Source organism: Burkholderia sp. BCC0044, from assembly GCF_902832955.1.
Lineage (GTDB): Bacteria > Pseudomonadota > Gammaproteobacteria > Burkholderiales > Burkholderiaceae > Burkholderia.
On record NZ_CADFDO010000003.1, the window covers coordinates 157000 to 183149 of the forward strand.

Here is a 26150-nt window from a genome sequence, read left to right on the forward strand (position 1 = left end):
CCGACGTGAACCCTGCCAACCGGGAAATCGCCCGTTCCGGCGACGCCCCAAGTTGTACATACAACTTTGCCTTTCAGGGAGAGGGCCAGCAATCCGTGTTTATCTCTAATTGTCGGTGGATTAGCATCCGCGAGCATGATTTTCCTTAATTTTCAATTAATTACGGTTTACGCAAGGATGAATGATGGCCTTCTTGCGGTGCAAAGAAGCGGCCGAACGATGCGCGGGCGCTGTCTAGACTTCGCTAGCCGCAGCGGCTTTTTCCTCACCCGCTAGCCCGTCATCCAACGACAGCGTTGCCGCCGCGCGCTCGTCATGCCCCCGAGCCCTTGATCGCCGGCGCGGTGCGGCCCGGCACGTTGTTTACGCATCCTTTGCAGGCGCGCGGCGAGTCTATACACCGTCTCGCCACAGCGATTTCTAGAATGGGGCCATGTCCAAGACGAGATCTCCGCGGTGCGGAGTACGACGCGACCGGGGATGAGCATATGAAACCGACCAGAACCGATTCCGGTACTTCACGCGACCTGCCGCCCGCTCGTTCGCGGCGCCATTCTCCCGCGGACACACTCGTGCTGCTATCGATCCGCGTCGAATCGGACAACCTCGCGGCCGTGCGGCGCCAGCTGCATCAGGCCGTCGGCGCCGCGCTCAACTGCTACACGGCCGCGATCGACAACCACACCGGGTGCGCATGCATCGAACTCGAAGTCGCGCGGTCGCAGGCGTCGCCCGCGATCCTGTCGATCCTGCGCGTGCTGCCGGCCGCCGAGTTCGGCACGATCCGCCTGTTGCAGCACTAGCCGGCGTTCGCCGCCACGCGTGACACGCATCACGCGCTCCCCCTTTCATCGATTCGCTCGCGCGTCTTCCCACGAACACGCGCGACGGATCGTCGTTCCCGTCGCAACGGGCCTTTCCAGGAAATACATGCAATGAAAAAAGCAGTCGTCGGTACCCTGTCATTCGCATTCATCGGCGCCGCCGCGCATGCGCAAAGCAGCGTCACGCTCTACGGGATGCTGGATGCCGGCATCGCCTATACGAACAACCAGTCGGGCAAAAGCGCGTGGCAGCAAGGCAGCGGCCTGCTGTCGAACACGGTCTTCGGGCTGAACGGCAACGAGGATCTCGGCGATGGCCTGCATGCGCTGTTCCGACTCGAAAGCGGCTTCAATCTGAACAACGGCACGCAGTCCTATCGAAACACGCTGTTCGGCCGCCGCGCGTACGTCGGCCTGCAGAGCGACCGGTACGGCACGCTGACGCTCGGCCGCCAGTACGACGCCGTGGTCGACTATCTCGGCCCGCTCGCGCTGGCGAACAACGGCGACGGGAACAACCTCGCGTCGCATCCGTTCGACAACGACAACCTCGACGATTCGTTCTACATCGACAACGCGGTGAAATACACGAGCCCGACGCTCGCCGGCTGGCAGTTCGGCGGCCTGTACGGGTTCAGCAACGCAGCCGGCGGCTTCGCGAACAATCGCGCATACAGCGCGGGCGTGTCGTATGCGAACGGGCCGGTCAGCCTCGGCGCCGCGTACCTGCAACTCAATCGCGGCGGCTTGACGACGGGCGGCGCACTGTCGACGAACGACGCGCCGAACTTCCCGGCCGTGAGGCAGCGCGTGATGGGCGCCGGCGGCAGCTATGCGTTCGACCGGCTGACGATCGGCGCGTTGTGGACGCATGCGATGTTCGACGAGACGGCCGCATCGTCGCTGCCCGGCGCGCTGAACGCGCTGCGCTTCGACAACTACGAACTCAACGCACGCTATGCGCTGACGCCGGCGGTTTCGTTCGCGCTCGCCTATACGTTCACCGACGGCCGCTACGACGACGCAACCGGCAGCCACCGGCCGAAGTGGCACCAGGCGACGCTGATGGCCGACTACGCGCTGAGCAAGCGCACCGACGTGTATGCGGAAACCGTGTACCAGCACGCGTTCGGCGTGCCGTCGGGCGCGACGCTCGGCTTCGCGAACGTCACGGGGCTCGCGGCTTCGTCGACCCGCACGCAGGTGGTCGCCACGGTCGGCATCCGCCATCGGTTCTGACCGCGCGAGCCGTCGAAGGCCGGCACGCTCTGTGCAATCCCGCATGGACGCGCGCCGGCCGAACAGAGATCATTCGGGGAATCCGGGCCGGCGCGCCCGCGAAACCGGTACACTCGGCGCCGGGCGTGCGCCGGATCGGCATTCGGCGGCGACCCGCTGCCGACTCTGAATCGTGATCCCATGACCACACCGATCTATCAGGAAATCAAGGACTTCATCCTCGCGCGCATTCATGCCGGCGAATGGGCGGAAGGCGACCAGGTGCCGTCGGAGAACGAGCTCGCGCGCGAATTCAACGTCGCGCGGATGACCGTCAACCGCGCGCTGCGCGAGCTGACGGCCGAACAGGTGCTCACGCGCACGCGCGGCTCCGGCACGTACGTCGCGTCGCCGAAATACGAATCGACGCTCGTCGCGATCCGCAGCATCTCCGACGAAGTCGCCGCGCGCGGCCACGGCTATCGCGCGCAGGTGCTGCTGGTCGGCGCGGCCGTCGCCGATGCGAAGCTCGCCGACGAACTGCAGCTCGACACCGGCAGCCCGATCTTCCATTCGCGCGTGCTGCACTTCGAGAACGACACGCCGGTGCAACTGGAAGAACGCTGGGTCAACCCGGCCTGCGCGCCCGAATACGCGCTGCAGGACTTCACGACGACGACGCCGAACCAGTACCTGACGCGCGTCGCGCCGCTGCAGCGCGTCGAATACCGGATCGAGGCCGCGATACCCGATGCCGACACGCGCCGCCACCTGGCGATGGACGATCGCGAGCCGTGCCTGCTGCTGCATCGGCGCACGTGGTCGCAGGGGTTGGTCGCGTCGGTCGCGAACCTGTGGCATCCGGGCAGCCGCTACCGGTTCACCGGGCATTTCTGATCCGATGCCGATGCGCGGGCTCACCTCGCGCGCGGTCGTACCCATCGTTCGATCGCACCGACGGCCTGCTTCAAGCCATCCTCCTGCGCGAGGCGCGCACCGAGTTCTGTCGCACGCGCCTTCGTCTCGCCCCGTTCGGCAAACGCAATGGCCCGCGCCAGCGCGACGGCGTCCATACGCTGCCCCGCGACCGGTGCATCCGCGACACCGAGCCGTTGCAGCCGGTTCGCCCAGAAGAACTGATCGCCCGCGAACGGCGCGACCACCGACGGAATACCGGCCCGCGCGGCCGAATGCGCGGTGCCCGAGCCGCCGTGATGCACCGCCATCGCGACGCGCGGGAACAGCCAGTCGTGCGGCGTGTCGCCGATCACGCGAACGTGCGCGGGCAGCAGCGACGCATCGATACCGCTCCAGCCCGGATAGAACAGTGCGCGCCGGCCGGCCAGCGCCTGCGTCAGCGCCGCGGCCATCGCCGCGCGATCGAAGCCGGCCATGCTGCCGAAACCGATGTACACAGGCGGCTCGCCCGCGTCGAGAAACGCCGCGAGTTCGGGCGGCGGCGCCCACGCACGCGCATCGATCCGCCACTGGCCGCAGGCCTGCACGTTCGCCGGCCAGTCGGCCGGGCCGGACAGCAGCGCGGGCGACACGCCGTACAGCATCGGATGATCGGTCCACACGTGCTTGCGCGGCGGCAATCCGCATACGCTGGCCCGCGCGGCATTCGTCGACTTCCTGAACGCCTGCCACAGCAACGCATTCACGAACCGATGGCTCGCGCGATTCAGCCAGCGCGGCACCTTCCCCGGCGGCAGGAACGGCGACGCGAATTCGGCGGTCGGCGTGATCGGAATCATGCCCGTGCCGATCGCCGGTATGCGTCGATACTCGGCGATCGACAACCCGACGAACGACGCGAGCCCCGACACGAGGATCGCGTCGCACCCGGCCGACGCGTCCGTGACTTCGCGCATCCATGCGGCCGTGTTCGCATTCGCGATCGCCGCGAGCGCCTTCGACGTATCGGTGAAACCGCCGCGCCCGCGCACCGCATCGGCCAACACGCCTTCCGGCGCAATCGCGCGACGGATCTCGCCGGACAGCGGCGCCGACGGCATGCCGAGCGCGGCGGCCGCCCCGAGCGTCGCCGCGTCGGCCAGCAACCGGACGTCGTGGCCGGCATCGGTCAGCGCGCGGCCGAGCGCCGCGAGCGGGCGCGTGTCGCCTTCGGTGCCGTAGGTGGCGATGACGAGTTTCATGCGGGGCTCCTCGTGCACGGCGGGAAAGGATGGTTTCAAAAAAGTGCACGTCGTATACTAATGCAATTCGTACACTTTCAGTCAACCGCCCTGCCATGACGATTCCGACCGACGATCCGGGCCGCCGCGCGCGCAAGCGCATCCAGATGCTCGCGCATCTCGCCGCGACCGGCGCGCGCCTGTTCGATGCGCACGGCTACGATGCCGTCACGATGGAGCAGATCGCCGCGCAGGCCGACGTCGCGAAGCGCACGCTGTACAACCACTTTCCGACGAAGGAAGCCGTGCTCGCGCACTGGCTGGAAGGCGAACTCGCGCGCGATCTCGCGCATCTGCAGCACGACGTCGCACGGCGCAAGACCTTTGCATCACGCATCGGCTGCGTGCTCGACGCGTCGGCCGCGTGGTGCGAACAACATCCGGTGTATTTGCTCGCGTACCTGCGGCACCGCTTCCTGAGCATCGGCGCAGCCGAACCGGAGCGTGCGGGAGAGAACGGCAGCGATATCGCACTGGTGTGGCGGCAACTGATCGCAGCCGGCCAGCAGGCCGGCGAACTGAACGCCGCGCTGCGGGCCGATCAGCTCGCGACGTGGTTCCATCACCTGTATCTCGCGGCGATGCTGCGCTGGCTGACCGTGCCGGGGCTGTCGCTGAAACGGGAGTTTCAGTCGGTCGCGAAGCTGTTCATCGAGGGCGCGGAAGCCAAACGGTGACGCATGCAGGCCCTTGCATCATGGGTGCTGCGGCGCCCAACCACCGACTCGCAAGCGCCCCGAAGAACGTCGCGTAGCCGGGCAATGCAGCAGCGCAACCGGCCGTGGGACGCAGTGACCGCATCGCACGTCGCACACACATTGTTACAACGAACACACACTTCGCATGCCAAATTTCCTGCGCAGCAGTATGCTGATGCGGTACGGCTGCGCGTGGTGCATCGGGCAATCCCGTAGTTGGCACCTGACCGCGCCGCCGTCGCGACCGCAATCATGCGTTGCAAGGAGGGTTGTGATGGCCACCACGCATCAGCACTTCCACCTCGAACTACGGCACGCCACCGCGCCGACCTACTTCATCAGTTATCTGTTCCCCGCGTTGCTGTTCATCTACGAACTGCTGCGCGTCGGCCAGTGGATCCGCGATCACGGGATGCAGTTCGTCGCGTTCAAGCAGATGGGCTACGAGTATCTGCTGATGCTGCTGTTCGTCGGGCTGCAGATCGTCGTCGAGGCGATCTTCCTGCTCGGCGCGGCGATGCGCAAGGATCATCGCGATTTCGAGCACCGCTTGCCGAACGTGATTCTCGGCATCGGTCTGTCGATCGTGCTGCTGGCGATCGATCTCGGGATCCAGCTTTCGTTCTGACGGCCAGCGGGCGTCCGCCCGCTGGCGATGGCGAGCGCGCTCAGGGGCGCGCGTCGCGCAGCAACGTCGCGACGGCGGCCAGCACGTCGTCCGTCCGCTCGCGGTGCGGCATGTGTCCGCAGCCGGCGAGCAACAGGAACGACGACGGCCCCGCGACGCGCGCGGCGATCCGCTTCGGATGCACATCGGACCCGTATTCGTCGTCTTCGCCGTGAATCGCGAGCGTCGCGCACTGCACGCGCGGCAAGTCGTCGTCGAGATTCCAGTCGCGAAACGCCGGCGACAGCCACGTGTCGACCCACGCGCGCAGCACCCATTCGGCCTTGTCGCCGTGATAGCGCGCGAGCCGGTCGAGTTGCCCCGGTTCGTCGAACTGCCGCCCCGCGTCGCGAATGCCGGCCAGCGTGCGATCCTCGACGAACGCCTGCGCGGCGACCGTCACGAGCGCGCGGCAACGCGCCGGATGCGCGGCCGCACAGCCGACCGCCATCCCGCCGCCGACGCTGTGCCCGAATGCGACGAACGTATCGACGCCGAGCTGCGCCAGTACCGCGGCGAACGCCTGATCCGCCTCATCGCGCACGAAGGTCGTGCCGAGCTGGCCCGGATGACGGTCCGAACGGCCGAAACCAAGACGGTCGTATGCGATCACGTCGCGTTGCGTCGCGCGGGCGAGCTGCGCGGGGAAGTCGCGCCACAGGTCGACGCAGCCGAGCGAATCGTGCAGCAGCACGATCGGCGCCGCCTGCCGCGCCGGCCCCGCATGCCAGCGTTTCGCAAAAAGGCGCCCTTGCGGCGTCTCGACGGTCGTCTCCTCGATCTCGATATCGGTCATGTGTCGGTCGTCTGCATGAAAGCGGCCGCGCGTCGGCGGCCGCATCGAATCCGGGCATGGTGGCCTGCCGGCGCGCGCGGCGTCAAGCAAGCCCAAGCCCCTTTTGCCCGCGCGTTCATTCGGGCTGCGGCGGCAGATACTCCATCTGCGCTTCGTCGTACAGCCGGTAGATCAGCGCCTGCATCGCGCGGATGTCCTCCGATTCGTCGAGCATGCGCATGCTCATGATGATCGGCGACACGAGGTTCGGATCGTCGAGCGGCTTGTAGCTGATGTCGTCGCGCTTGAGCCCGTACACGCTCTGCGGCACGACCGACACACCCTCGCCCATCGCGACGAGGCCGAGCGCGATCTGCAGCTCGCGCGTCTCGTAGATCTTGCGCGGCTGCAGCGCGCGATCGTGGAAGGCCGCGAGCACCTGGTCCGCGTAGCTCGGGCGCGGCGCCTTCGGAAAGATGATCAGCGTGTCGTTGACGAGATCGTGCAGCGACAGCACCGGCTTCGCGCTGTCGAGCACGTGGCCGACCGGCAGCGCGACGATCATCCGCTCCTCGCGCAGCACGACGCGCCGCACGCTCGGATCCTCGTGGCGGATGCGCCCGAACCCGACGTCGATGCGCCCTTCCTTCAGCGCCTTGATCTGGTCCATCGTCGACATCTCGTGCAGGCTCAGCTCGACGGTCGGATATTCGCTGCGAAAGCGCCGGATGATCTTCGGCAGCATCCCGTACAGCGTCGAGCCGACGAAACCGACCGACATGCTGCGCTCGATCTTGCCGACCCGCTTCGTCATCGATTCGAGTTCGGTGGTCTGCGCGAGCAACTGCACCGCATGCGAATAGAAGAAGCGCCCGGCATCGGTCAGCTTCAGCGGCCGCGCGGTGCGCTCGAACAGCGGCACGCCGAGCGCTTCCTCGAGCTGCTGAATTTGCCGGCTCAGCGGCGGCTGCGCGATATGCAGCCGTTCCGCCGCCCGCGTGAAATTCCGCTCTTCGGCCACCGCGACGAAGTAGCGGAGGTGTCTCAACTCCATGTTCGATGCCTCCCGGCGAGCAGTCCGGCGCGCAACCGCGGCCGGATGATGTCGTCACGATACCGCAGGCGGGGCCGACCGCGACATGCGCCGCTGCCGCTGTGCGCCACGACGCGCCGTCCAAAGCAAAACGGGAAGCCCGCAAGCTTCCCGTCGTGTCAGCGCCGCCTTGCGGCAGCGTCGCCACCGCGCATCACGCCTCGGTCGCATACAGCGCATCGCGCTGCTCGTCGCTCAGCGAGTCGAGCGGCACGTCGGGCCACTGATAGCAGATCATCGTGCCGTACAGCTCGGCCAGGCAGTTGCTGCCGGCGTCGAGCGCGTAGCCGTCCTCGCCGTCCGGCGCCGGCGGGTACACTTCGCGCCACGCATTGATCGCGGCTTCGATTCGCACGATGGAAACGGGTCCGGCCTTCCGCTCGGCGGGTGATGCGCTCATGAATTCCTCTGGGTTGCGCGCTCCGCGGGCCGTGCCGGCCGGCTGGAGCGATGAAAACGCCGGGCGTCTCGCCGGCCGCCGCGCGCCGCGCGCGCCGGATGCCGATCCGTGCTGCGCCTGTCGCGCCGGCCGGGCCGTGGCCCGGTAGGGTCGGGCAATATAACCGGCTTTGACCCCGCGCAGGCAAAAGCCGGGCAAAAAAAACGGGAAGCGCACTGGCTTCCCGTTTCGTCGTCCGTCGCGCGGCCGCCTGCCGCGCCGGCGTCAGCCCGCGGTTTCGCGGTTCGTCACCGGCTGCCGCTGCGCGCCGCGGCTCGCGGCGATCCACGGCGCGATCTCCATGTCCTCGTAGCGCACGAACCGGCTCTTCTTCAGGAACCGGAAGCCGAGCCACACGACGACGAACAGCGGAATGCCGACATAGGTCGCGGTCACGCCGGCCCAGTCGATCCGGTTCGCGAGAAACGCCTGGTAATCCTGGCCGAGCGCGATCACGAGGCACAGCACGAACGCGAACAGCGGGCCGAACGGGAACCACTTCGACTGGTACGGCAACTGGTCGAGCGAATACCCCTGCTTCACGTAGCCCTTGCGGAACCGGTAGTGGCTGACCGCGATGCCGAGCCACGCGATGAAGCCCGTCATCCCCGACGTATTCAGCAGCCACAGGTAGACGGTCTTGTCGCCGTACAGCGACGTGAAGAAGCACAGCGCGCCGACGGCGGTGGTCGCGTACAGCGCGTTGCGCGGCACGCCGCCGGGCGACAGCTTCGCGAACATCTTCGGCGCGCGGCCTTCGGTGGCGAGGTTGTAGAGCATCCGCGTCGACGCGTACATGCCCGAGTTGCCGGCCGACAGCACGGCCGTCAGGATCACCGCGTTCATCACGCCGGCCGCGAACGCGAGGCCCGCGTGGCGGAACACGAGCGTGAACGGGCTCACGCCGATGTCGGTCACGTCCGTCTTCAGCAGGTTCGGGTCGGTGTACGGAATCAGCACGCCGATCACGAAGATCGCGAACACGTAGAACAGCAGAATGCGCCAGAACACCTGACGCACCGCGCGCGGGATCGTCGTGCGCGGGTTTTCCGATTCGCCGGCCGCGACGCCGATCAGTTCGGTGCCCTGGAACGAGAAGCCCGCGATCATCGCGACGCCCATCAGCGCCGGCAGCCCGCCCGCGAACGGCGCGTCGCCGATCGTCAGGTTGCCCCAGCCGTTGGCCGGCGCGCCCTTCAGAATGCCGAAGATCATCAGCAGCCCGACGCCGATGAACGCGACCACGGTGACGACCTTGATCAGCGCGAACCAGTATTCGGCTTCGCCGAAACCGCGCACGGTGAGCGCATTGAGCAGGAACATCACGGCGAGGAACGCCGCGCTCCACCACACGCCCGGCACGTCCGGGAACCAGTAGTGCATCACGAGCTGCGCGGCGACGAGCTCCACCGCGATCGTCACCGCCCAGTTGTACCAGTAGTTCCAGCCGAGCGCGAAGCCGAAGCCTTCGTCCACGTATTTCGCGCCGTAGGTCGCGAACGAGCCCGACACCGGCATGAACGCGGCCATCTCGCCGAGGCTCGTCATCAGGAAATAGACCATCAGGCCGATCAGCATGTACGCGACCATCGCGCCGCCGGGGCCGGCCTGCGAGATCGATGCGCCGGACGCGACGAACAGGCCCGTGCCGATCGAGCCGCCGATGGCGATCATCGTCAGGTGGCGCGCCTTCAGCGCGCGATGAAGCTTGGGTGGGTTCGCGGACGAACCGGGTGGGTCGGAATTCGGAATTGCGGACATAAACGAGACGAACGTTGAGCGGGCCGGCATCCGTAGCCGGCGCATGCGGAATCGGAGCGCGGTGCGCGTCCTGCGATGCATTCGATGCGGCCCCGATACGCGTTGCGCGGCGGGCGCCTGCGGCGAAGCGCGGATTCTACCTGATTCGATAGGGGGACAGCGCGGGTCGGGCCGCCCGCCGCCACGCCGGAGAATTCGCGGAATCAACGGGTTGGCATCGGGCCGAGACGACCGCCGCCCGCTGTGGCAAAAACACGACTACCGCCGGATCATTCGATTTTCATTTGTCCCGGTCAGCCCGCAATCCTGTCCCGATCCGCCAAATACCGCGTCGATACGCAAAATCGACTGATGATTATGCGATTAATCAGACAATAAGAGCGACACTGCCCATTGATTCAAATCAAGTGGCCCGCACGCAATGGGGTAATGATGCGTAACCGTTTCGAATCACCGTCTCCGCATGCATGTTTTGCATGTGCACGCGAATTTCAGGATTTCGCGGGATAATGGCGCTTAATTCGAAATAATCAGCGCGCGGAACCGCCAACGACGCGAGTAGCCGCCGCCCGCCCCCCCCCGAGGATGAAGTCATTCCCGCTGCCCGCCACGTTGCGCCGCCATACCGCGTCGATCGTGGCACGCATTCTGTCGCCCCGCGGCGTACTCGTGGCGGGCATCGTCCTGCTGATGTTCAGTTGGGGACTTTCCACGTCGCTATTAATCGAGGCACGGCGCGACGCGTATGACCATGCGGTCGAAAATGCGCGCAACCTGATGCTGCTGATCGAACGCGATATCGCGCGCAATATCGAACTCTACGATTTGTCGCTGCAAAACGTCGTCGACGGCATCGCCGATCCGGAACTGACGACCTTGCCGCCGCGCCAGCGCCACCGGCTGCTGTTCGACCGCGCGGCGACCGGCGCCTATCTCGGCTCGATTTTCGTGATGGATGCGCACGGCAATATCACGATCGATTCGACCGATTCGCCCGCGCGGCAAGGCAATTTCGCCGACCGCGACTATTTCGCCGTGCATCGCGACCGGCTCGCCCCCGGCCTCTACATCAGCCGGCCATACGCGTCGCGGCTGCGCGGCGGCGCGCTGACGATCGCGCTGAGCCGCCGGATCAACCGGCCCGACGGCACGTTCGGCGGGATCGTCGTCGGCACGCTCAGCATCGACTACTTCCGCGCGCTGCTCGACGGCATCGCGGTCGGCCGGCACGGCAGCGCGGCGATCGTCGAGGACAACGGCACGCTCGTGTCGCGCCTGCCGTACGACACGCGGGTGGTCGGCCTCGACCTGCACGACTCGCCGCTGTTCATCGACGCGCAGCGCGGCCGCGCCGGCGAGCTGACCGGTGTCGGCGCCATCGACGGCGTGCGGCGCATCTATGTTTACAAGCATCTCGCCGGGCTGCCGCTGATCGTCGACGTCGCGCCCGCCGAGATCGACGTCTACGCGTCGTGGCGCCACCGCGCGGTGTGGACCGTCGTGCTGATGAGCCTGTTCACGGCGTTCATCGCGTGGGGCTCGCTCGCGCTGTCGCGCGAGCTGAAGCGCCGGCAGGACGCCGAATCGAAGCTGTACCGGCTCGCGCACACCGATTCGCTGACCGGCCTCGACAATCGCGGCACGTTCGACGCGGTGCTCGCGAAGGAGGCGCAGCGCGCGTCGCGCAGCGGCCGTCCGTTGTCGGTCCTGTTCGTCGACGTCGATCACTTCAAGGCGTTCAACGACTACTACGGCCACCCGGCCGGCGACGACGTGCTGCGCCAGGTCGCGCAATCGCTGTCGCGCTGCCTGCGCCGCGACAGCGACCACGTCGCGCGCTACGGCGGCGAGGAATTCGTCGTCACGCTGCCCGACACCGACGCGCCGGGCGCGGCAACCGTCGCCGAAGGGATCCGGCGCGCGATCGCGGGGCTCGACATCGAACACGTGAAGAGCCCGTACGGGCGCGTCACGGCCAGCATCGGCACGGCCACCGCCGCCGACGGCCGGATGAACGCCGCGACGCTGCTGCGGCGCGCCGACGAAGCGCTGTACCGCGCGAAGTCCGGCGGCCGCAACCGCGTGCTGGACGCGCAGTCGAGCGCGGCCGACGCGTGACGTGACGTGATGCGATGTAGTGCGACGTGCCGCATGATCCGATGCGGCCGCCTGCCGCCCGGCCACGCCCCGGCGGCCCCGCCGTGGACAGCCCACGCGCGTTCGGCTAGCGTTACGTCTGCTGCGCATGCGGCGCGGCGCCGGCCCGCGCACGCCGCCGTGCGCGTTCCGGCCACTCCCGCTCCGTCATGACCGCCCCGCTCCCGACCCGACTGCCGCCGCTTGTCCGCCACGCGCTTCGCCCGCTGCTCGACCCGTACCGCCGCTACCGGCACGCGAAGCTGATCCATGCGGCGCGCGTCGCGCTCGCGATTCTCGTGTCGATCGCGCTGTCCACGGGGCTGAACGTGCCGCATGGCGAATGGTCGACGATCACCGTGCTGATCGTCGTCGGCGGGCTGCAGCACCACGGCAACATCCGCAAGAAGGCGGCCGAACGGGCGCTGGGCACGTCGATCGGCGCGCTGGCGGGGCTCGGGCTGATCCTCCTGTACTCGTTCCTGCACGCGCCATTCGCGATCTACCTGCTGATGGCCGTCGGGTGCGGCGTCTGCGCGTATCACGCGATCGGCAAGGCCGGCTACATCGCGCTGCTGTCGGCGATCACGATGGTGATCGTCGCCGGGCACGGCGACAACGAGATCGTCGACGGCCTGTGGCGCGCGGTGAACGTGCTGGTCGGCATCGCGATCGCGCTGGCGTTCTCGTTCGCGCTGCCGCTCTACGCGACCTATTCGTGGCGCTACAAGCTCGCCGACGCGCTGCGCGCGTGCGCGGCCGTGCATGCGCGGCTCGCGGGCGACCGCCACGTGAGCAACGACGCGCACCTGAAGGAAATGGCCGCGCTCAGCACGCTGCTCGTGCAGTTGCGCTCGCTGATGCCGTCGGTGTCGAAGGAATGCGAGACGTCGATGACGCAGCTCGAGGCGATCCAGCGCAGCCTGCGCCTGTGCATCGGGTATCTGGAGATCCTGTCGAGCGCGCTGCCGGCCGCCGACGACGTGGCGGCCCGCGAATACATGCGCGTCGAGATGAAGGGCGTGAACCGGCGCATTCGCGACACGCTGGTCGGCGCGAGCCGCGCGCTCAAGTTCGGCACGCCGAGCCGGCTTGCGCCGCGCCGGCGGCCGGTCGACCCGCCGCACGACGCGCCGCCGCCGCAGTTGTCCGGCTACGTGTCGATCACGGCCAAGCTGGCCGGCGAAGTCGATCAGTTGCGCGAGCGGCTGCTCGATACCGCACGGTCGTGGAATATCTGAGGCCCCGGTTTCACCTGAAAATCTTTCATATGCCTTTCGGAACAGCGAAGCGGTGCGCTGCCCACTGCGACTTGGGTTGACGGCCGATCCGGCCCCGGAAATCCGGCCGGCGCCCGGCTCGCCCACGCGTGTTTCGGCGGCGATGCAACGCCGTCCGGCACCGCGTTCTCCAGCCGGTTAACCGCCCGTCAGGCCCGCCGCGACAGGGGCGACGACGGTTCCGCACCAAAATCAACCCTTGCCCCAACTTCCCGGACAGCCGATACTCGCATATTCCGCGAAATACGATCCCACCGGCTTCAATCCACGGTAATTCCTATGAGCACGATTCTCGAAAGCCTCCCGACCGGCCAGAAGGTCGGTATCGCCTTCTCCGGCGGCCTGGACACCAGCGCCGCGCTGCACTGGATGAAACTGAAGGGCGCCGTCCCGTACGCATACACGGCGAACCTCGGCCAGCCCGACGAAGACGATTACGACGCGATCCCGAAACGCGCGATCGAATACGGCGCAGCCGGCGCCCGCCTGATCGACTGCCGCGCGCAGCTCGTCGCCGAAGGCATCGCGGCGCTGCAAAGCGGCGCGTTCCACATCACGACCGCCGGCGTCACGTACTTCAACACGACGCCGATCGGCCGCGCCGTGACGGGCACGATGCTCGTCGCCGCGATGAAGGAAGACGGCGTCAACATCTGGGGCGACGGCAGCACGTACAAGGGCAACGACATCGAGCGCTTCTACCGCTACGGCCTGCTCGTGAACCCGGATCTGAAGATCTACAAGCCGTGGCTCGACCAGACGTTCATCGACGAGCTCGGCGGCCGCGCCGAAATGTCCGAATTCATGAACCAGGCCGGCTTCGCGTACAAGATGTCGGCCGAGAAGGCGTATTCGACCGATTCGAACCTGCTCGGCGCGACGCACGAAGCGAAGGATCTGGAAAGCCTCGAAAGCGGCATCAAGATCGTGAACCCGATCATGGGCGTCGCGTTCTGGCGCGACGACGTGAAGATCGCCGCCGAGGAAGTCACGGTGCGCTTCGAAGCCGGCCAGCCGGTCGCGCTGAACGGCGTCGAGTTCAAGGATCAGGTCGAGCTGCTGCTGGAAGCGAACCGCATCGGCGGCCGCCACGGCCTCGGCATGAGCGACCAGATCGAGAACCGGATCATCGAGGCGAAGAGCCGCGGCATCTATGAAGCCCCGGGCCTCGCGCTGCTGTACATCGCGTACGAGCGTCTCGTCACCGGCATCCACAATGAAGACACGATCGAGCAGTACCGCGAGAACGGCCGCCGCCTCGGCCGCCTGCTGTACCAGGGCCGCTGGTTCGACCCGCAGGCGATCATGCTGCGCGAAACCGCGCAGCGCTGGGTCGCCCGCGCGATCACCGGCGAAGTGAAGATCGAACTGCGCCGCGGCAACGACTACTCGATCCTGAGCACGAAGTCGCCGAACCTCACGTATCAGCCGGAGCGCCTGTCGATGGAGAAGGTGGCGTCGACGTTCTCGCCACGCGACCGGATCGGCCAGTTGACGATGCGCAACCTCGACATCACCGATACGCGCGACAAGCTGCGCGTGTATTCGCAAGTCGGGCTGCTGACGCCGGGCGAGACGTCGGCGTTGCCGCAGATCAAGGGCGACGACAAGTAAGTCGCTTCGTTCTACGCCGCCGCATCGTCGCATGCGGCACGGCCGGGCAGGCTGCACGCGGGGCGCATCATCACGCACGCAGCCTGCCGCTTCCCCGCTCCCCGCCTTTCCGCTTTCCCTCCGTATTCGCATTACGCCGCGTGACGCGCCACGGCACTGCACTGTCGCACCAGTTCATGGCAAGCTGCGAGTCGTCCGATTCCTGCGTCGACTCATGACCACGCTTACCGTCATTCACCTGAACGGCCCGATCAACAGCGGCAAGACGACGATCGGTCTGGCGCTCGCACGCATGCTGCCCGACGCGCGCTTCATCGACGGCGACGATCACGATGCCCCCGAAGACGCGCCGTTCGACGTGCAATGGGCAATCGCGCTGGAGCGTCTCGTCACGCAGATCGCGACCGCGCGCGAACGCCATCTGGTCATCGCCTATCCGATCGGCGATGCGGAATTCGAACGGCTGAGTGCGGCCTGCGATGCGCGTGACGCGCGGTTGTTCGTCGTCACGCTCGCGCCGCCCGAAGCGGTCGCGGCGTCGAATCGCGGCTCGCGTGCGCTGACGGACTGGGAACGCAACCGGATCGCCGAGATGTATCGCGAAGGGTATGCGGCGCGGGCGTTCAGCCAGATGGTGCTGGATACGTCGGGCGCGACGCCCGATGGCTGTGCGGCGCGCATCGCGCAGTACGTCGCCGCGGCGGCGGCGTAACGCCCGCGCCTGCACGCACGCGTCGGCGCCGACACACGGATTGCGCGCGCCACTGCTCGGCGAAAAACGGCTTCCTCATCCACGATAGGAAAACGTTTACTCTTCTGATGCTTCTTGCTAGCATCTTCCCCGACCGGCCGACAAAACCATCCGGAAAGCCGATCGAAAGCATCACGAATCTTAGCATTCCCCGCTTGATATCCCAGTTTCTCCAGTCGCTGTCGAGCCATACCTGCTTTCTGTATTTTGGAGTGCTTTCTACAGGCCGCCAACCGCCTTTCCGGCGATTTCACGCATAAAAAAGAAAACGTTATCCACGACGCGGCGTCCAGCCACGGACCATCAGAGAGAGAGACATCATGAAGAACCGGATCATCCCGTGTGTCGCCGCCGTTCTATCCGTTGCGTTCCTTTCCGCCTGCGGCGGCGACGACCCGGCCAGCCCGGCCGCCGCCGCGCGCCAGCAGGCCACCGCGATGGCGCTCAGTCCGTCGAACCCGCCCGGCTCGAACTTCAACCTCGCGCCGTTCACGCTGCAGTTGCCGACCGGCTCGTCCGGCAAGGTCGACACCGTGAGCGGTTCGTCGCTCGCGGGCGGCTATGTGAACCCGACGTATTTCTACACGGACGGCAGCGACGGCGCGATGGTGATGATGGACCCGACACAGGGCTGGACCACGTCCGGCTCGCTGCATCCGCGCACGGAACTGCGCGAGAACGCGATCTGGCCGACGTCCGGCACCAACCGGCTGAATGCGACGGTGGCGGTCACGCAGGTGCCCGACCACACGACGATCGGCCAGATCTTCCAGGGCACCGGTCCGAGCAAGCCGCTGTGCGAGTTGCAGTTCACGTCCGGCGGCGTCGTGCAGCTGCTGCTCGAAAGCACCAACCAGGGCGGCAAGTCGACGACCACACCGATCACGACGGTCGGTGTCGGCAAGAAGTTCAGCTATGCGCTGAGCCTGAGCGGCACGACGATCACCGTCACCGCGAACGGCACGACCAAGACCTTCACGATGGATTCGAGCTTCGATGGCGAAAGCTTCTACTTCAAGGCAGGCGACTACGATCAGACGGCCGTGTCCGGCACGCCGCTGACGACGCCCGGCACCGTCGTGAAGTTCTATGCCCTGACGCTCACGCACAGCTGACGGGGATCGCGCGTCACCGCGCATGAAGCCGGGCGGGAGGCGACACGCACCTGCCCGGCTTTTCTGCGCGCCCGCCGCGCTTACGGGTGATGCCGCACGCCCGGCACGACCGCTTCCCGCGCCCCCTTCCGGCTCAACATCAGCGTCACCACCGCCGACACCGCGAGCGTACCGGCGACCACATAGAGTCCGGCCGCATACCCGCCCGTCACATGCTTGAGCCAACCGATCGCGAACGGCCCGACGAACCCGCCGAGATTGCCGATCGAGTTGATCATCGCGATGCCCGCCGCCGCGCCGGCCCCCGACAGGAACGCGCTCGGCATCGCCCACAGCGGCGCCTTCGCGGCGCTGATCCCGATGTTGACGACGACCAGCGCGAGCACGGTCAACAGCGCGGTGCTCGCCTGCCCCGCGAACACGAAGCCGATGCACGCCAGCACGCACGGAATCACGACGTGCCACGTGCGCTCGCCGGTGCGATCCGAATGCCGCGCCCACGCGATCATCGCGACCACGGCGGCGATGCTCGGAATGCCGGTGAGCAGGCCCGTCTGCAACGCGGTGAAGCCGAACTGCTTGACCATCAGCGGCGCCCACAGGCCGAGCGTATAGAGCCCCGCCGACGTGCCGAAGTAGATCAGCGCGAGCGCCAGCACGCGCGGGTCGCGCAGCGCCTGCCACGCGCCGGCCGTATGCCCGGCATGCGCGTGGCGCGCATCCGCTTCCGCCTTCAGCTTCGCGATCAGCCAGTCGCGCTCGTCGGCGCGCAGCCACGCGGCCTGCGACGGCGCATCGGTCAGGCGCTTCAGCACGACGAAGCCGAGCACCACCGCCGGCAGCGCTTCGACGATGTACAGCATCTGCCAGTCGGCAAGCCCGAACATCGGCGGCATCTGCATGATCGCGCCCGACAGCGGCGAACCGATCGCGGTCGAGATCGGCGCGGCCGCCATGAACCACGCGGCGGCCACCGCGCGCTGCTTCGCGGGAAACCACAGGCTCAGGTACAGGATGATGCCGGGGAAGAAACCGGCTTCCGCCATGCCGAGCAGGAAGCGCAGCACGTAGAAGCTCGTCGGCCCGGCCGCGAACGCGGACACCGCCGACACGATCCCCCACGTGATCATCACGCGCGCGATCCAGATGCGTGCGCCGACGCGATGGAGAATCAGGTTGCTTGGCACTTCGAACAGAAAGTAGCCGATGAAGAACAGGCCGCCGCCGAAACCGAACGCGGTCGGCGACAGGCCGATCGCCTTGTTCATCGTCATCGCCGCGAAGCCGACGTTGACGCGATCGAGAAAGCTGACGAAGTAAAGCAGCATCACGAACGGAATGATGCGCCACATCAGTTTCCGCGCGACGCGGGTTTCCAGATCCGCTTGCATGTGTCTCCTCCTTCGAGGTCGGGCCGTGCGTCGTCGGTCGGTGGACCGCGAGCGCCGGCCGGCGCCCGGCTCGCGTCGCATGCGCGAGTCGCGGGCAGGAAATGCCTGAGTGAAGCAAACGAGCGGCGCTCGGCCGCGCATGCGCGGCCGCCGCCGCGTCGTCGCCGTCAGGCCGCGACCGCCGCGTTCGCGACGCGCTCGCAGACGGCCGCCGTCACCTGCGCGGTCGTCGCGCTGCCGCCGAGGTCGCGCGTATGCAGCGACGGGTCGGCCGTCACGGCCTCGATCGCCTGCATCACGCGCGCGGCAGCGTCCGTCTCGCCGAGATGCTCGAGCAGCATCACGACCGACCAGAACGTGCCGACCGGATTCGCGAGCCCCTTGCCCATGATGTCGAACGCGGAGCCGTGGATCGGCTCGAACATCGACGGATAGCGGCGCTCGGGATCGATGTTGCCGGTCGGCGCGATGCCGAGGCTGCCCGCGAGCGCGGCGGCGAGATCGCTGAGGATGTCCGCGTGCAGGTTGGTCGCGACGATCGTGTCGAGCGACGCCGGACGGTTGACCATGCGCGCGGTCGCCGCGTCGACGAGCTCCTTGTCCCACGTCACGTCGGGAAACTCCTGCGCAACCTGCTTCGCGATCTCGTCCCACATCACCATCGCGTGCCGCTGCGCGTTGCTCTTCGTGATCACGGTCAGCAGCTTGCGCGGCCGCGACTGCGCGAGGCGGAACGCGAAACGCATGATGCGTTCGACGCCGGCGCGCGTGAGGATCGACACGTCGGTCGCGGCCTCGATCGGATGGCCCTGGTGCACGCGGCCGCCGACGCCCGCGTATTCGCCTTCGGAGTTCTCGCGCACGATCACCCAGTTCAGGTCGTCCGGCCCGCAGCGCTTCAGCGGCGCGTCGATGCCGGGCAGGATGCGCGTCGGGCGCACGTTCGCGTACTGGTCGAAGCCCTGGCAGATCTTCAGCCGCAGGCCCCACAGCGTCACGTGGTCGGGCACGTCCGGGTCGCCCGCGGAGCCGAACAGGATTGCGTCCTTGCCGCGCAGCGCGTCGAGGCCGTCGGCCGGCATCATCGCGCCGTGCTGACGGTAGTAATCGGCGCCCCAGTCGAAATCCTCGAACTCGAACGCAAAGCGGTCGCTGCCGCGGGCCAACGCTTCCAGCAGTTGCTTGCCGGCCGGCACCACTTCCTTGCCGATCCCGTCGCCGGGAATCGTTGCGATACGGTAGGTCTTCATGCGGACATCCTCGATTGATCGTGAGCGTGAACGCACTTTACCGAACCGGAAGTACAGAAACCGGGGCTATACTCAAAGCATCTTTAACTTCAATTCACGAATCCCGTCATGGCGGATACCGTCCAGCCGGCCGATCTCGGTTTCTTTTCGACGCTGGCCGCGTCGGGCAGCCTCAGCGCGGCCGCGCGCGAACTCGGGCTGACCGCGGCGGCCGTCAGCAAACGGCTCACGCAGATGGAGCGGCGCGCGGGCGTGACGCTCGTCAACCGCACGACGCGACGGATGATGCTGACGCCCGAAGGCGACGTGTATCTCGACTACGCGCGCCGGATCCTCGACCAGATGGACGAGCTCGGCGAGTTGCTCGGCAGCGCGAAGCAGCGGCCGAAGGGCCTGCTGCGCGTAAATGCGACGCTCGGGTTCGGGCGCAGCCACGTCGGCCCGGCGATCTCGCGCTTCGTCGCGCGCTATCCGGAGGTGTCGGTGCAGTTGCAGCTGTCGGTGATGCCGCCGCCGCTCACCGACGACGCGTTCGACGTGTGCATCCGCTTTGGCGAGCCGCCCGACACGCGCGTCGTCGCGCGGCGGCTCGCGCCGAATCGCCGGCTGCTGTGCGCGGCGCCCGCGTATCTCGCGCGGCACGGGGTGCCCGGCACGCCGCACGACCTGACGCGGCACAACTGCATCGGCATCCGGCAAGGCGACGAAGGCTACGGCGTGTGGCGCCTGACGAGCGGGCGCGGCGCGGCCCGTCACACGGAAGCCGTGCGGATCAACGGCAACCTGACGACGAACGACGGCGAGATCGCGGTGAAGTGGGCGCTCGACGGGCACGGCATCCTGATGCGTGCGGAATGGGACCTGCGCGACTATCTCGCCGACGGGCGGCTGGTCGTCGTGCTGCCCGATCATGAAACGCCGAGCGCCGACATCTACGCGGTGTATGCGCAGCGTCACCAGATGTCCACGCGGATTCGCGCGTTCGTCGATTTCCTGGCGGAAGACTTGGGGCGGTTTAGGGTGGTGTAGCGCGCCAGTTCCATACGCCGTGTGTGTCGGCTGCCGATGCGTGATGCGCGCGCCCCCCCCGACTCACCCTATACGGCTGCACTGCTGGCCGTTCGGCATCCGATGAAAATATTCCGGCTAATTTCGTGCTAAATCGCCAAAATATTTACATCGTTCGATACGGATCGGATAGATGGCCGGCGCGTTCGACCTCGCGAACGCTCGAGGTCTTTCCGTCGGTCTGCTGCCGTCAGGCCACCGCTACCAGCCCGCTGTAGCGATCGCCGGTAGCAACCGCACCCGGCTGCACCGGCCGCCACCCCACTGCCCCCGCCGCCGCCAGCCCTTCCTGCTCGTAGCCAGCCTGCACGAAACGCTCGGCGATCCAGTCGACGAACGCGCGCACGCCGGGCGACACATGCGGCCGCTTCACATAGACGGCCGACACGGCCACCGCATCGGGTTGCCAGCCCGCCAGCACTTCCCGCAACCGGCCCGCCTCGATCAGCGGCTGTGCAGCCACGCGCGTCGGCTGGATCAACCCGAGGCCGTGCACGCCGCAGGCGAGATACGCCTGCTCGTCGTCCACGCTGACGATGCCGTCGAGCCGTACCTTGCGCACCGCGTCGTCCATCACGAACTCGAGCTCCGCCGAACGCTGGCCGGAAGCCTGCGACGCGCCGACCGCGCGATGCGCGCCCAGATCGTCGGGCGTGCGCGGCACGCCGAAGCGGTCGAGATACGCGGGGCTCGCGCACGTCACCCGCTCGAGCGAGCCGAGCCGGCGCGCGACGAGCGACGAATCGGGCAGCGCACCGAGCCGGATGCTGCAGTCGATCGCCTCGCCGATGCGATCGCCCGCGCGCCCGGCCACGGCGAGCATCAGCTCGAGATCGGGATGCCGTGCATGAAATGCGCCGAGCGCCGGCAACACGATCGCGCCCGCCACCGACGCCGGCACTTCGACGCGCAGCGGCCCGCTCGGATGCAGCGCGGCGCCGCGAATACTCGCTTCGAGCTCGTCGACGTCCGCGGTGATGCTGACGCAACGCCGGTAATACGCATCGCCTTCGGGCGTCGCCCGCAACGCGCGCGTCGTGCGCACCAGCAGCGGCATGCCGAGCGCCGCTTCGAGCTCCTGCACGGTGCGCGTTGCCGTGGCGCGCGAAATGCCGAGCGCCTGCGCCGCACGCGTAAAGCTGTTCATTTCGACGATGCGCGTGAAGATGCGCATCGCGCGGATCGGATTGTCCACCCCACACCTCTGCGTGGTTGCGATATGCCGCGGCGCGCGCTCGCGCACCGTGCGACGTGTCGATGTCGATGTTGATGTCGACGCAAGCCGCGCGCGCGGCGCGGCCGTCGGTTCAGGCGTTCGCCGCCGCGACGCCGGGCGCCGGTTCGGCGAGCAGCCGCTGCGCGAGCGCCAGCGCGTCGTCGCGGCTCGCCGCCGCGTTCAGCGGATAGCCCCAGACCTTCTCGAAGGCGCCCGAAAAGGCATTGAGCGCCACGCGCCGCGCCGCATTCGGCTCGATCGCGATCATCCCGGGAATCCATTCACGCGACAGCGAACGGTTGGCCTTGCTCCACTTCGCGAGCTGCTTGCGCATCTCGTGATCGTTGTCCGCGCGATCGTCGCCGGACGGCGCATCGTCGGTCAGAAGAACGAAGCGTTCGCGGCGCGCGAGCAGCGCGTCGAGTTCGGCAAGCAGGCGCGCGGGATCGGTGGGGGGCGAGCCGCTGTAACGCAGCCAGACAAACGGGAATTCAGTCGTGACGATTTGCATGTCGGACTCCAGATGAGAACGATTCTCATTTTATGGAGCGAGACCTCATGCGTCATTTCTCATCCCGGCCAACTGCTTTTTCAATCCGGCCAAACCTGCGCGGGCGCAGTGCGGACGTTCAGCGTTGCCGGTCGGTCAGGAATTGCGTCGGCGACTTGCCGGTCGCCTTGCGGAACATCGTGACGAAGCTGCTCGCGCTCTCGTAGCCGAGATCGATCGCGATCTGGTGCACGCGGCGGCCGGTCGTCAGCATCCGCAGCGACAGCGCGACGTGCAGCCGCCGGCGCCAGTCGCCGAGGCTCATCCCGAGCTCCTTCGTCGCGAGCCGCGTGAGGCTGCGCTCGCTGATGCCCGCATGCCGCGCGAGCTCGGGCAGCGACGATTTGTCGGCCGGAGCGTCGAGCAGATGGTCGATCAGCTTGCGCAACCGACGGTCGGCCGGCATCGGCAGGTACAGATCCTCGACCGGCGCCGCGACGAGTTCGTCGAGCAGCGTCGCCACCAGCCGCCCTTGCGGCCCGTCGACGTCGTACAGGTTCGGGAAGCTGGCCGCCTTCAGCAGCAACTCGCGCAACAGCGGCGACGTGGCCAGCGTGCAGCAGCGCGCGGGCAGGTCGAGCGCCGCGTCGGGTTCGACGAGTACCGCGTAGAAGGTCGCGCCGGCCGAGCCGCGCGCCGCATGCGGGACATCGCCCGGAATCCAGACCGTGCATTGCGGCGGCGCGCTCCACACGCCGCCGTCGATCTCGCAATAGACGACGCCGCTCAGTGTGTAGAGCAACTGCGCCTGGCGATGGCTGTGCCGCTCCAGCCGCCATTCGGGCTCGACGACCGAGCCGCCGAACACGACCAGCGGACGCGGCACGTGATAGACGTCGGCGTCCGCGGCGGGATCGGTGATCGGTGGAAGGTCGCGCATGGAACGACGGGCAGTGGAAAAGGCCGGACGCCGGCGCGTCCTGTCGTGCTTATACCAGAAAGGCGCCGGCGCAGCCGCGCCGTTCGCGGGGCGTCTGCGGCCGCGCGCCGAACCGAATACAATGCGCCGATCCCCCGCCGCCGCGCCAACCTGCCGGAGCCGCCATGTTCGACCTGACCACGCTGACCACCTTCACGGCCGTCGTTCTGGGCCTGTTCCTGATCCCCGGCCCCGCCGTGCTGCTCGTGCTGAGCCGCACCGTGCAGGGCGGGCGCAAGACCGGCATCCTGACCGGCCTCGGCGTCGCGAGCGGCGACTTCGTGCATACGCTGTTCGCGGCCGTCGGGCTGTCCGCGCTGCTGATGACGTCGGCGCTCGCGTTCAACGTCGTGAAGCTGGTCGGCGCCGCGTACCTGATCTATCTCGGCGTGCGCGCGCTGCTGGAGAAGGCGGCCGACCCGTCGCTGCCGCAGGTGTCGCCCGTCACGCCGCTCAAGGCGTACCTGCAGGCGATTCCCGCCGAAGTGCTGAATCCGAAAACCGCGCTGTTCTTTCTCGCGTTCATGCCGCAGTTCGTGCATCCGGAACGCGGCTCGACGTTCGTGCAGTTCGCGGTGCTCGGGCTGATCTTCGTCGTGCTCAGCTCGCTCTACACGACGCTGATCGCGTGCTCGATCCGCCCGCTCGGCCGCATCGTGAAGCGGCTCACGTGGCTCACGCGCTGGCAGGGCAAGATCATCGGCTCGATCTTCATCGCGCTCGGGCTGCGCGTGGCCGTGCAGCAGCGCTGACGCGCGCGGCCGCATGACGCGCGCCGACGCGGAGCTGCTCTACACCGACCCGCGCCTCGTCGCGGCGTACGACCTGTTCAACGCGGGCGATCGCGACTTCGCGTTCTATGCCGCCGCGATCGGCGCCGCCCCGCAACGCATCCTCGATCTCGGTTGCGGCACCGGCACGTTCGCGCGACGGCTCGCGGCGGCCGGGCATGACGTCGTCGCGATCGATCCCGCGCCGGCGATGATCGATCATGCGCAACGCCAGCCGGACGCCGACGCGGTACGCTGGTTCGCGTGCGCGCTCGACGGCCTGCCGCCCGGCGCGCCGTTCGATGCGGTCGTGATGACCGGGCACGCATTCCAGTGCCTGCTGACCGACGACGACATCGACGCGACGCTGCGCGGCGTGCGACGCGTGCTCGCCGACGGCGGCCGTTTCCTGTTCGACACCCGTAACCCGCGCAGCGAACCATGGCGAGCATGGACGCCCGCGCAGTCGGCACGCAGCGTCGAGTCGCATGAACTCGGCATCGTCGATCTCCATCATGCGGTGCGTGCGATCGACGGCGCAGTCGTGACGTTCGACACGCACTACCGCTTCCGCCGCGACGATACGGTGCTGACGAATACGAGCCGGCTGCGTTTCATCGCGCAATCCGAATTGCAGGCGCGCGTGACGGCAGCCGGTTTCGCGTCGGCCGACTGGTGCGGCGATTGGGAGCATGCACCGTTCGATGAGGCGACGAGCGTGGAGATCATTGCGGTCTGTCGCGCGTAACAGGCGCAGCGCGCATACCATGCCCCTCGCGCTCACACAACATCGAGCGCGCGCCGCACCCCTTCCCAATCGAGCCCGAACCGCGCAAGATACTTGCGCAACCGGTCCGCATCGTTCGGCTGCTTCTTGCTCCGCCGCGACACCGCGAACAGCGTGCGCCCGGCTTCCGACAGGCTCGCCGACGTGCGGCACACGTCGAGCACGCGCTCGAGCTGCGCACGGTCGAACAGGTCGAGTTCCGCCGCACGCGCGCCGAACACCGCGTCGACGCACGCATCCGACGCCCCCGCACCAGCCGGCAACGACCACGTGCGCGTCAGCCGCTCGACCTCCTGCTCGGCGAGCGCCTCGGTAATCCGCCCCGCATCGGCCAGCGTCGCCATCCGCGTGACCGAGGCCGACAGCTCGCGGAAGTTGCCGGCCCACGTCGCGCGCGGCGACGCCGCGAACGCGAGATAGCGCCGCTTCGCCTCCACGTTGAAACGCACCTGCTCGCCCTGCTCACGGCCAAAACGGTCGAGTTCGAATTCGAGGTTCGGCTCGATGTCCTCGCGGCGCTCCGCGAGCCCCGGCAATTCGTAAGTCCACAGGTTGATCCGCGCATACAGATCCTCGCGGAACGTCCCGGCCGCCACCATCTGCCGCAGGTCGCGGTGCGTGCCCGCGATCAGCTCGAAATCGCTGGTCGCCTCGACGTCCGCACCGACCGGCAGGAAGCGCTTCTCCTCGATCGCCTTCAGCAGCATCGCCTGTTCGTCGAGCCCGAGTTCGCCGATCTCGTCGAGAAACAGCAGCCCGCCGTCCGCCGCACGCAGCAGCCCCGCCCGCGCCGACTGCGCACCCGTGAACGCGCCCTTCACGTGACCGAACAGTGTCGACATCGCCGCGTCGCCGCGCAGCGTCGCGCAATTGATCTCGATGAACGGCCCCGCGAGCCGATGCCGGCCGCGCTTCAGTTCGTACACGCGCTTCGCGAGAAACGACTTGCCGGCACCCGTCGGCCCGACCAGCAGCATCGGCGCGCGCGAACGCACGGCCACGCGCTCGAGTTGCTCGATCAGCGCATTGAAGCGCGCGTTGCGCGTCGCGATGCCGGCCTTCAGGAACGACACCGTTTCGTCGCGCTCGCGCGTGAAGCGCTGCGCGATCCGGTTGTAGCACGACAGATCGAGATCGATCACCGAGATCGTGCCCGGCCCGCTCGGCCCTTCGTCGGTTCGCTGCGGCGGCCCCGTCTGCACGAGGCGCGCGGGCAGGTAGCGCGCTTCCGCCAGCAGGAACCAGCAGATCTGCGCGACGTGCGTGCCGGTCGTGATGTGGATCAGGTAATCCTCGTGTTCGAGGTCGAACGGATACGCACGTGCGTAATCGTGCAGCGTCGCATAGACCTCCTCGAAATCCCACGGATCGTGGATCGTGACCGGCGTGAGCCGCACATCGGTGTGAGGGGACACGCGCGCGAGATTGTCCCGCACCTGGTTGGCGAGACGCGTGTAGTCCAGCGAATGCAGCAGTTCGAGCCGGTCGATCGGCAGATCGGGTTGCTCGCACAGCGAAATCGTCGGCCGCCATTTGCGGTAACGGCGCGGCGCGCGGCCGCCCTGGTCGAGCACGGTGCCGAGAAAACCGATTGCGACGGTCTTTCGCATGTTTATCTCATGGGATAATA

Annotated in this window: 24 protein-coding genes; 13 read left to right on the forward strand and 11 right to left on the reverse strand. The window is 67.6% G+C overall.

Translation table 11 applies throughout. The features are described 5' to 3' along the window. The first annotated feature begins 572 nt into the window (after positions 1-572). The 3 genes from HWX14_RS17660 (at position 573) to hutC (ending at position 2939) form a co-directional block, all read left to right on the forward strand. Positions 573-803 (forward strand): hypothetical protein, encoded by a 231-nt coding sequence (locus tag HWX14_RS17660; RefSeq protein ID WP_175883733.1) that lies wholly within the window; start codon positions 573-575, stop codon positions 801-803. 132 nt (positions 804-935) lie between these two features. Then, positions 936-2063: a porin gene (locus tag HWX14_RS17665; RefSeq protein WP_175883734.1), complete on the forward strand. Its 1128-nt coding sequence runs from the start codon at positions 936-938 to the stop codon at positions 2061-2063. Between the two features lie 180 nt (positions 2064-2243). Next, a complete protein-coding gene (gene hutC, locus HWX14_RS17670) occupies positions 2244-2939 on the forward strand; it encodes a histidine utilization repressor (protein ID WP_175883735.1) in 696 nt (231 codons plus the stop codon). 20 nt (positions 2940-2959) lie between these two features. Here hutC and HWX14_RS17675 read toward each other — a convergent pair whose 3' ends face one another. Further along, positions 2960-4201 (reverse strand): glycosyltransferase, encoded by a 1242-nt coding sequence (locus tag HWX14_RS17675; protein WP_175883736.1) that lies wholly within the window; start codon positions 4199-4201, stop codon positions 2960-2962. Positions 4202-4296: 95 nt separating this feature from the next. Between HWX14_RS17675 and HWX14_RS17680 the strand changes: the two genes are divergently transcribed. After that, positions 4297-4917: a TetR/AcrR family transcriptional regulator gene (locus tag HWX14_RS17680; protein WP_175883737.1), complete on the forward strand. Its 621-nt coding sequence runs from the start codon at positions 4297-4299 to the stop codon at positions 4915-4917. 295 nt (positions 4918-5212) lie between these two features. Then, positions 5213-5566, forward strand: coding sequence for a hypothetical protein (locus tag HWX14_RS17685; protein ID WP_175883738.1), 354 nt, complete (start codon positions 5213-5215; stop codon positions 5564-5566). A gap of 40 nt (positions 5567-5606) precedes the next feature. On the opposite strand, the gene HWX14_RS17690 is transcribed toward HWX14_RS17685, so the two are convergent. The 4 genes from HWX14_RS17690 to HWX14_RS17705 form a co-directional block, all read right to left on the reverse strand. Beyond that, a complete protein-coding gene (locus HWX14_RS17690; protein ID WP_175883739.1) occupies positions 5607-6401 on the reverse strand; it encodes an alpha/beta hydrolase in 795 nt (264 codons plus the stop codon). Between the two features lie 115 nt (positions 6402-6516). After that, on the reverse strand, positions 6517-7434 hold the full coding sequence (locus HWX14_RS17695; protein ID WP_175883740.1) for a LysR family transcriptional regulator: 918 nt from the start codon (positions 7432-7434) through the stop codon (positions 6517-6519). Between the two features lie 193 nt (positions 7435-7627). Continuing rightward, positions 7628-7873 carry a DUF3717 domain-containing protein gene (locus HWX14_RS17700; protein ID WP_175883741.1) on the reverse strand — a complete coding sequence of 82 codons (246 nt, stop codon included), beginning with the start codon at positions 7871-7873 and terminating at the stop codon, positions 7628-7630. A 264-nt stretch (positions 7874-8137) separates the two neighbouring features. Continuing rightward, the gene (locus HWX14_RS17705; protein WP_175883742.1) at positions 8138-9673 is read right to left on the reverse strand and encodes an amino acid permease; all 1536 of its coding nucleotides are present in this window, start codon (positions 9671-9673) and stop codon (positions 8138-8140) included. Positions 9674-10258: 585 nt separating this feature from the next. Between HWX14_RS17705 and HWX14_RS17710 the strand changes: the two genes are divergently transcribed. The 5 genes from HWX14_RS17710 (at position 10259) to HWX14_RS17730 (ending at position 16569) form a co-directional block, all read left to right on the forward strand. Further along, positions 10259-11791, forward strand: coding sequence for a sensor domain-containing diguanylate cyclase (locus HWX14_RS17710; RefSeq protein WP_175883743.1), 1533 nt, complete (start codon positions 10259-10261; stop codon positions 11789-11791). 188 nt (positions 11792-11979) lie between these two features. Beyond that, on the forward strand, positions 11980-13050 hold the full coding sequence (locus HWX14_RS17715; protein ID WP_175883744.1) for an FUSC family protein: 1071 nt from the start codon (positions 11980-11982) through the stop codon (positions 13048-13050). A 318-nt stretch (positions 13051-13368) separates the two neighbouring features. After that, positions 13369-14703, forward strand: coding sequence for an argininosuccinate synthase (gene argG, locus HWX14_RS17720; RefSeq protein ID WP_175883745.1), 1335 nt, complete (start codon positions 13369-13371; stop codon positions 14701-14703). A 214-nt stretch (positions 14704-14917) separates the two neighbouring features. Further along, positions 14918-15415 carry a shikimate kinase gene (locus HWX14_RS17725; RefSeq protein ID WP_175883746.1) on the forward strand — a complete coding sequence of 166 codons (498 nt, stop codon included), beginning with the start codon at positions 14918-14920 and terminating at the stop codon, positions 15413-15415. Positions 15416-15774: 359 nt separating this feature from the next. Further along, positions 15775-16569, forward strand: a complete 795-nt coding sequence (locus HWX14_RS17730) for a polysaccharide lyase family 7 protein (protein ID WP_175883747.1) — start codon at positions 15775-15777, stop codon at positions 16567-16569. Positions 16570-16649: 80 nt separating this feature from the next. On the opposite strand, the gene HWX14_RS17735 is transcribed toward HWX14_RS17730, so the two are convergent. Both HWX14_RS17735 and HWX14_RS17740 read right to left on the reverse strand, forming a co-directional pair. Next, entirely contained in the window at positions 16650-17960 is a 1311-nt protein-coding gene (locus tag HWX14_RS17735) for an MFS transporter (protein WP_175883748.1), read from the reverse strand. 167 nt (positions 17961-18127) lie between these two features. Then, entirely contained in the window at positions 18128-19210 is a 1083-nt protein-coding gene (locus HWX14_RS17740) for a tartrate dehydrogenase (protein ID WP_175883749.1), read from the reverse strand. A 108-nt stretch (positions 19211-19318) separates the two neighbouring features. Between HWX14_RS17740 and HWX14_RS17745 the strand changes: the two genes are divergently transcribed. Further along, positions 19319-20239: a LysR substrate-binding domain-containing protein gene (locus HWX14_RS17745; RefSeq protein WP_175883750.1), complete on the forward strand. Its 921-nt coding sequence runs from the start codon at positions 19319-19321 to the stop codon at positions 20237-20239. A 229-nt stretch (positions 20240-20468) separates the two neighbouring features. Here the strand turns inward: HWX14_RS17745 and HWX14_RS17750 are convergent, their stop codons facing one another. From HWX14_RS17750 to HWX14_RS17760, 3 genes are all read right to left on the reverse strand, one after another. Then, positions 20469-21473 (reverse strand): LysR family transcriptional regulator, encoded by a 1005-nt coding sequence (locus HWX14_RS17750; protein ID WP_175883751.1) that lies wholly within the window; start codon positions 21471-21473, stop codon positions 20469-20471. A 112-nt stretch (positions 21474-21585) separates the two neighbouring features. Then, positions 21586-22005, reverse strand: a complete 420-nt coding sequence (locus tag HWX14_RS17755; RefSeq protein WP_175883752.1) for an ATP--cob(I)alamin adenosyltransferase — start codon at positions 22003-22005, stop codon at positions 21586-21588. A gap of 118 nt (positions 22006-22123) precedes the next feature. Continuing rightward, entirely contained in the window at positions 22124-22924 is an 801-nt protein-coding gene (locus HWX14_RS17760) for a helix-turn-helix transcriptional regulator (protein ID WP_175883753.1), read from the reverse strand. Positions 22925-23088: 164 nt separating this feature from the next. Between HWX14_RS17760 and HWX14_RS17765 the strand changes: the two genes are divergently transcribed. Further along, complete coding sequence (locus HWX14_RS17765; protein WP_126367491.1) at positions 23089-23715, forward strand: LysE family translocator; 627 nt, start codon at positions 23089-23091, stop codon at positions 23713-23715. A 13-nt stretch (positions 23716-23728) separates the two neighbouring features. Then, positions 23729-24481, forward strand: a complete 753-nt coding sequence (locus HWX14_RS17770; RefSeq protein WP_175883754.1) for a class I SAM-dependent methyltransferase — start codon at positions 23729-23731, stop codon at positions 24479-24481. Between the two features lie 32 nt (positions 24482-24513). Here HWX14_RS17770 and rtcR read toward each other — a convergent pair whose 3' ends face one another. Beyond that, the gene (gene rtcR, locus HWX14_RS17775; protein WP_175883755.1) at positions 24514-26130 is read right to left on the reverse strand and encodes an RNA repair transcriptional activator RtcR; all 1617 of its coding nucleotides are present in this window, start codon (positions 26128-26130) and stop codon (positions 24514-24516) included. Positions 26131-26150: the final 20 nt, after the last annotated feature.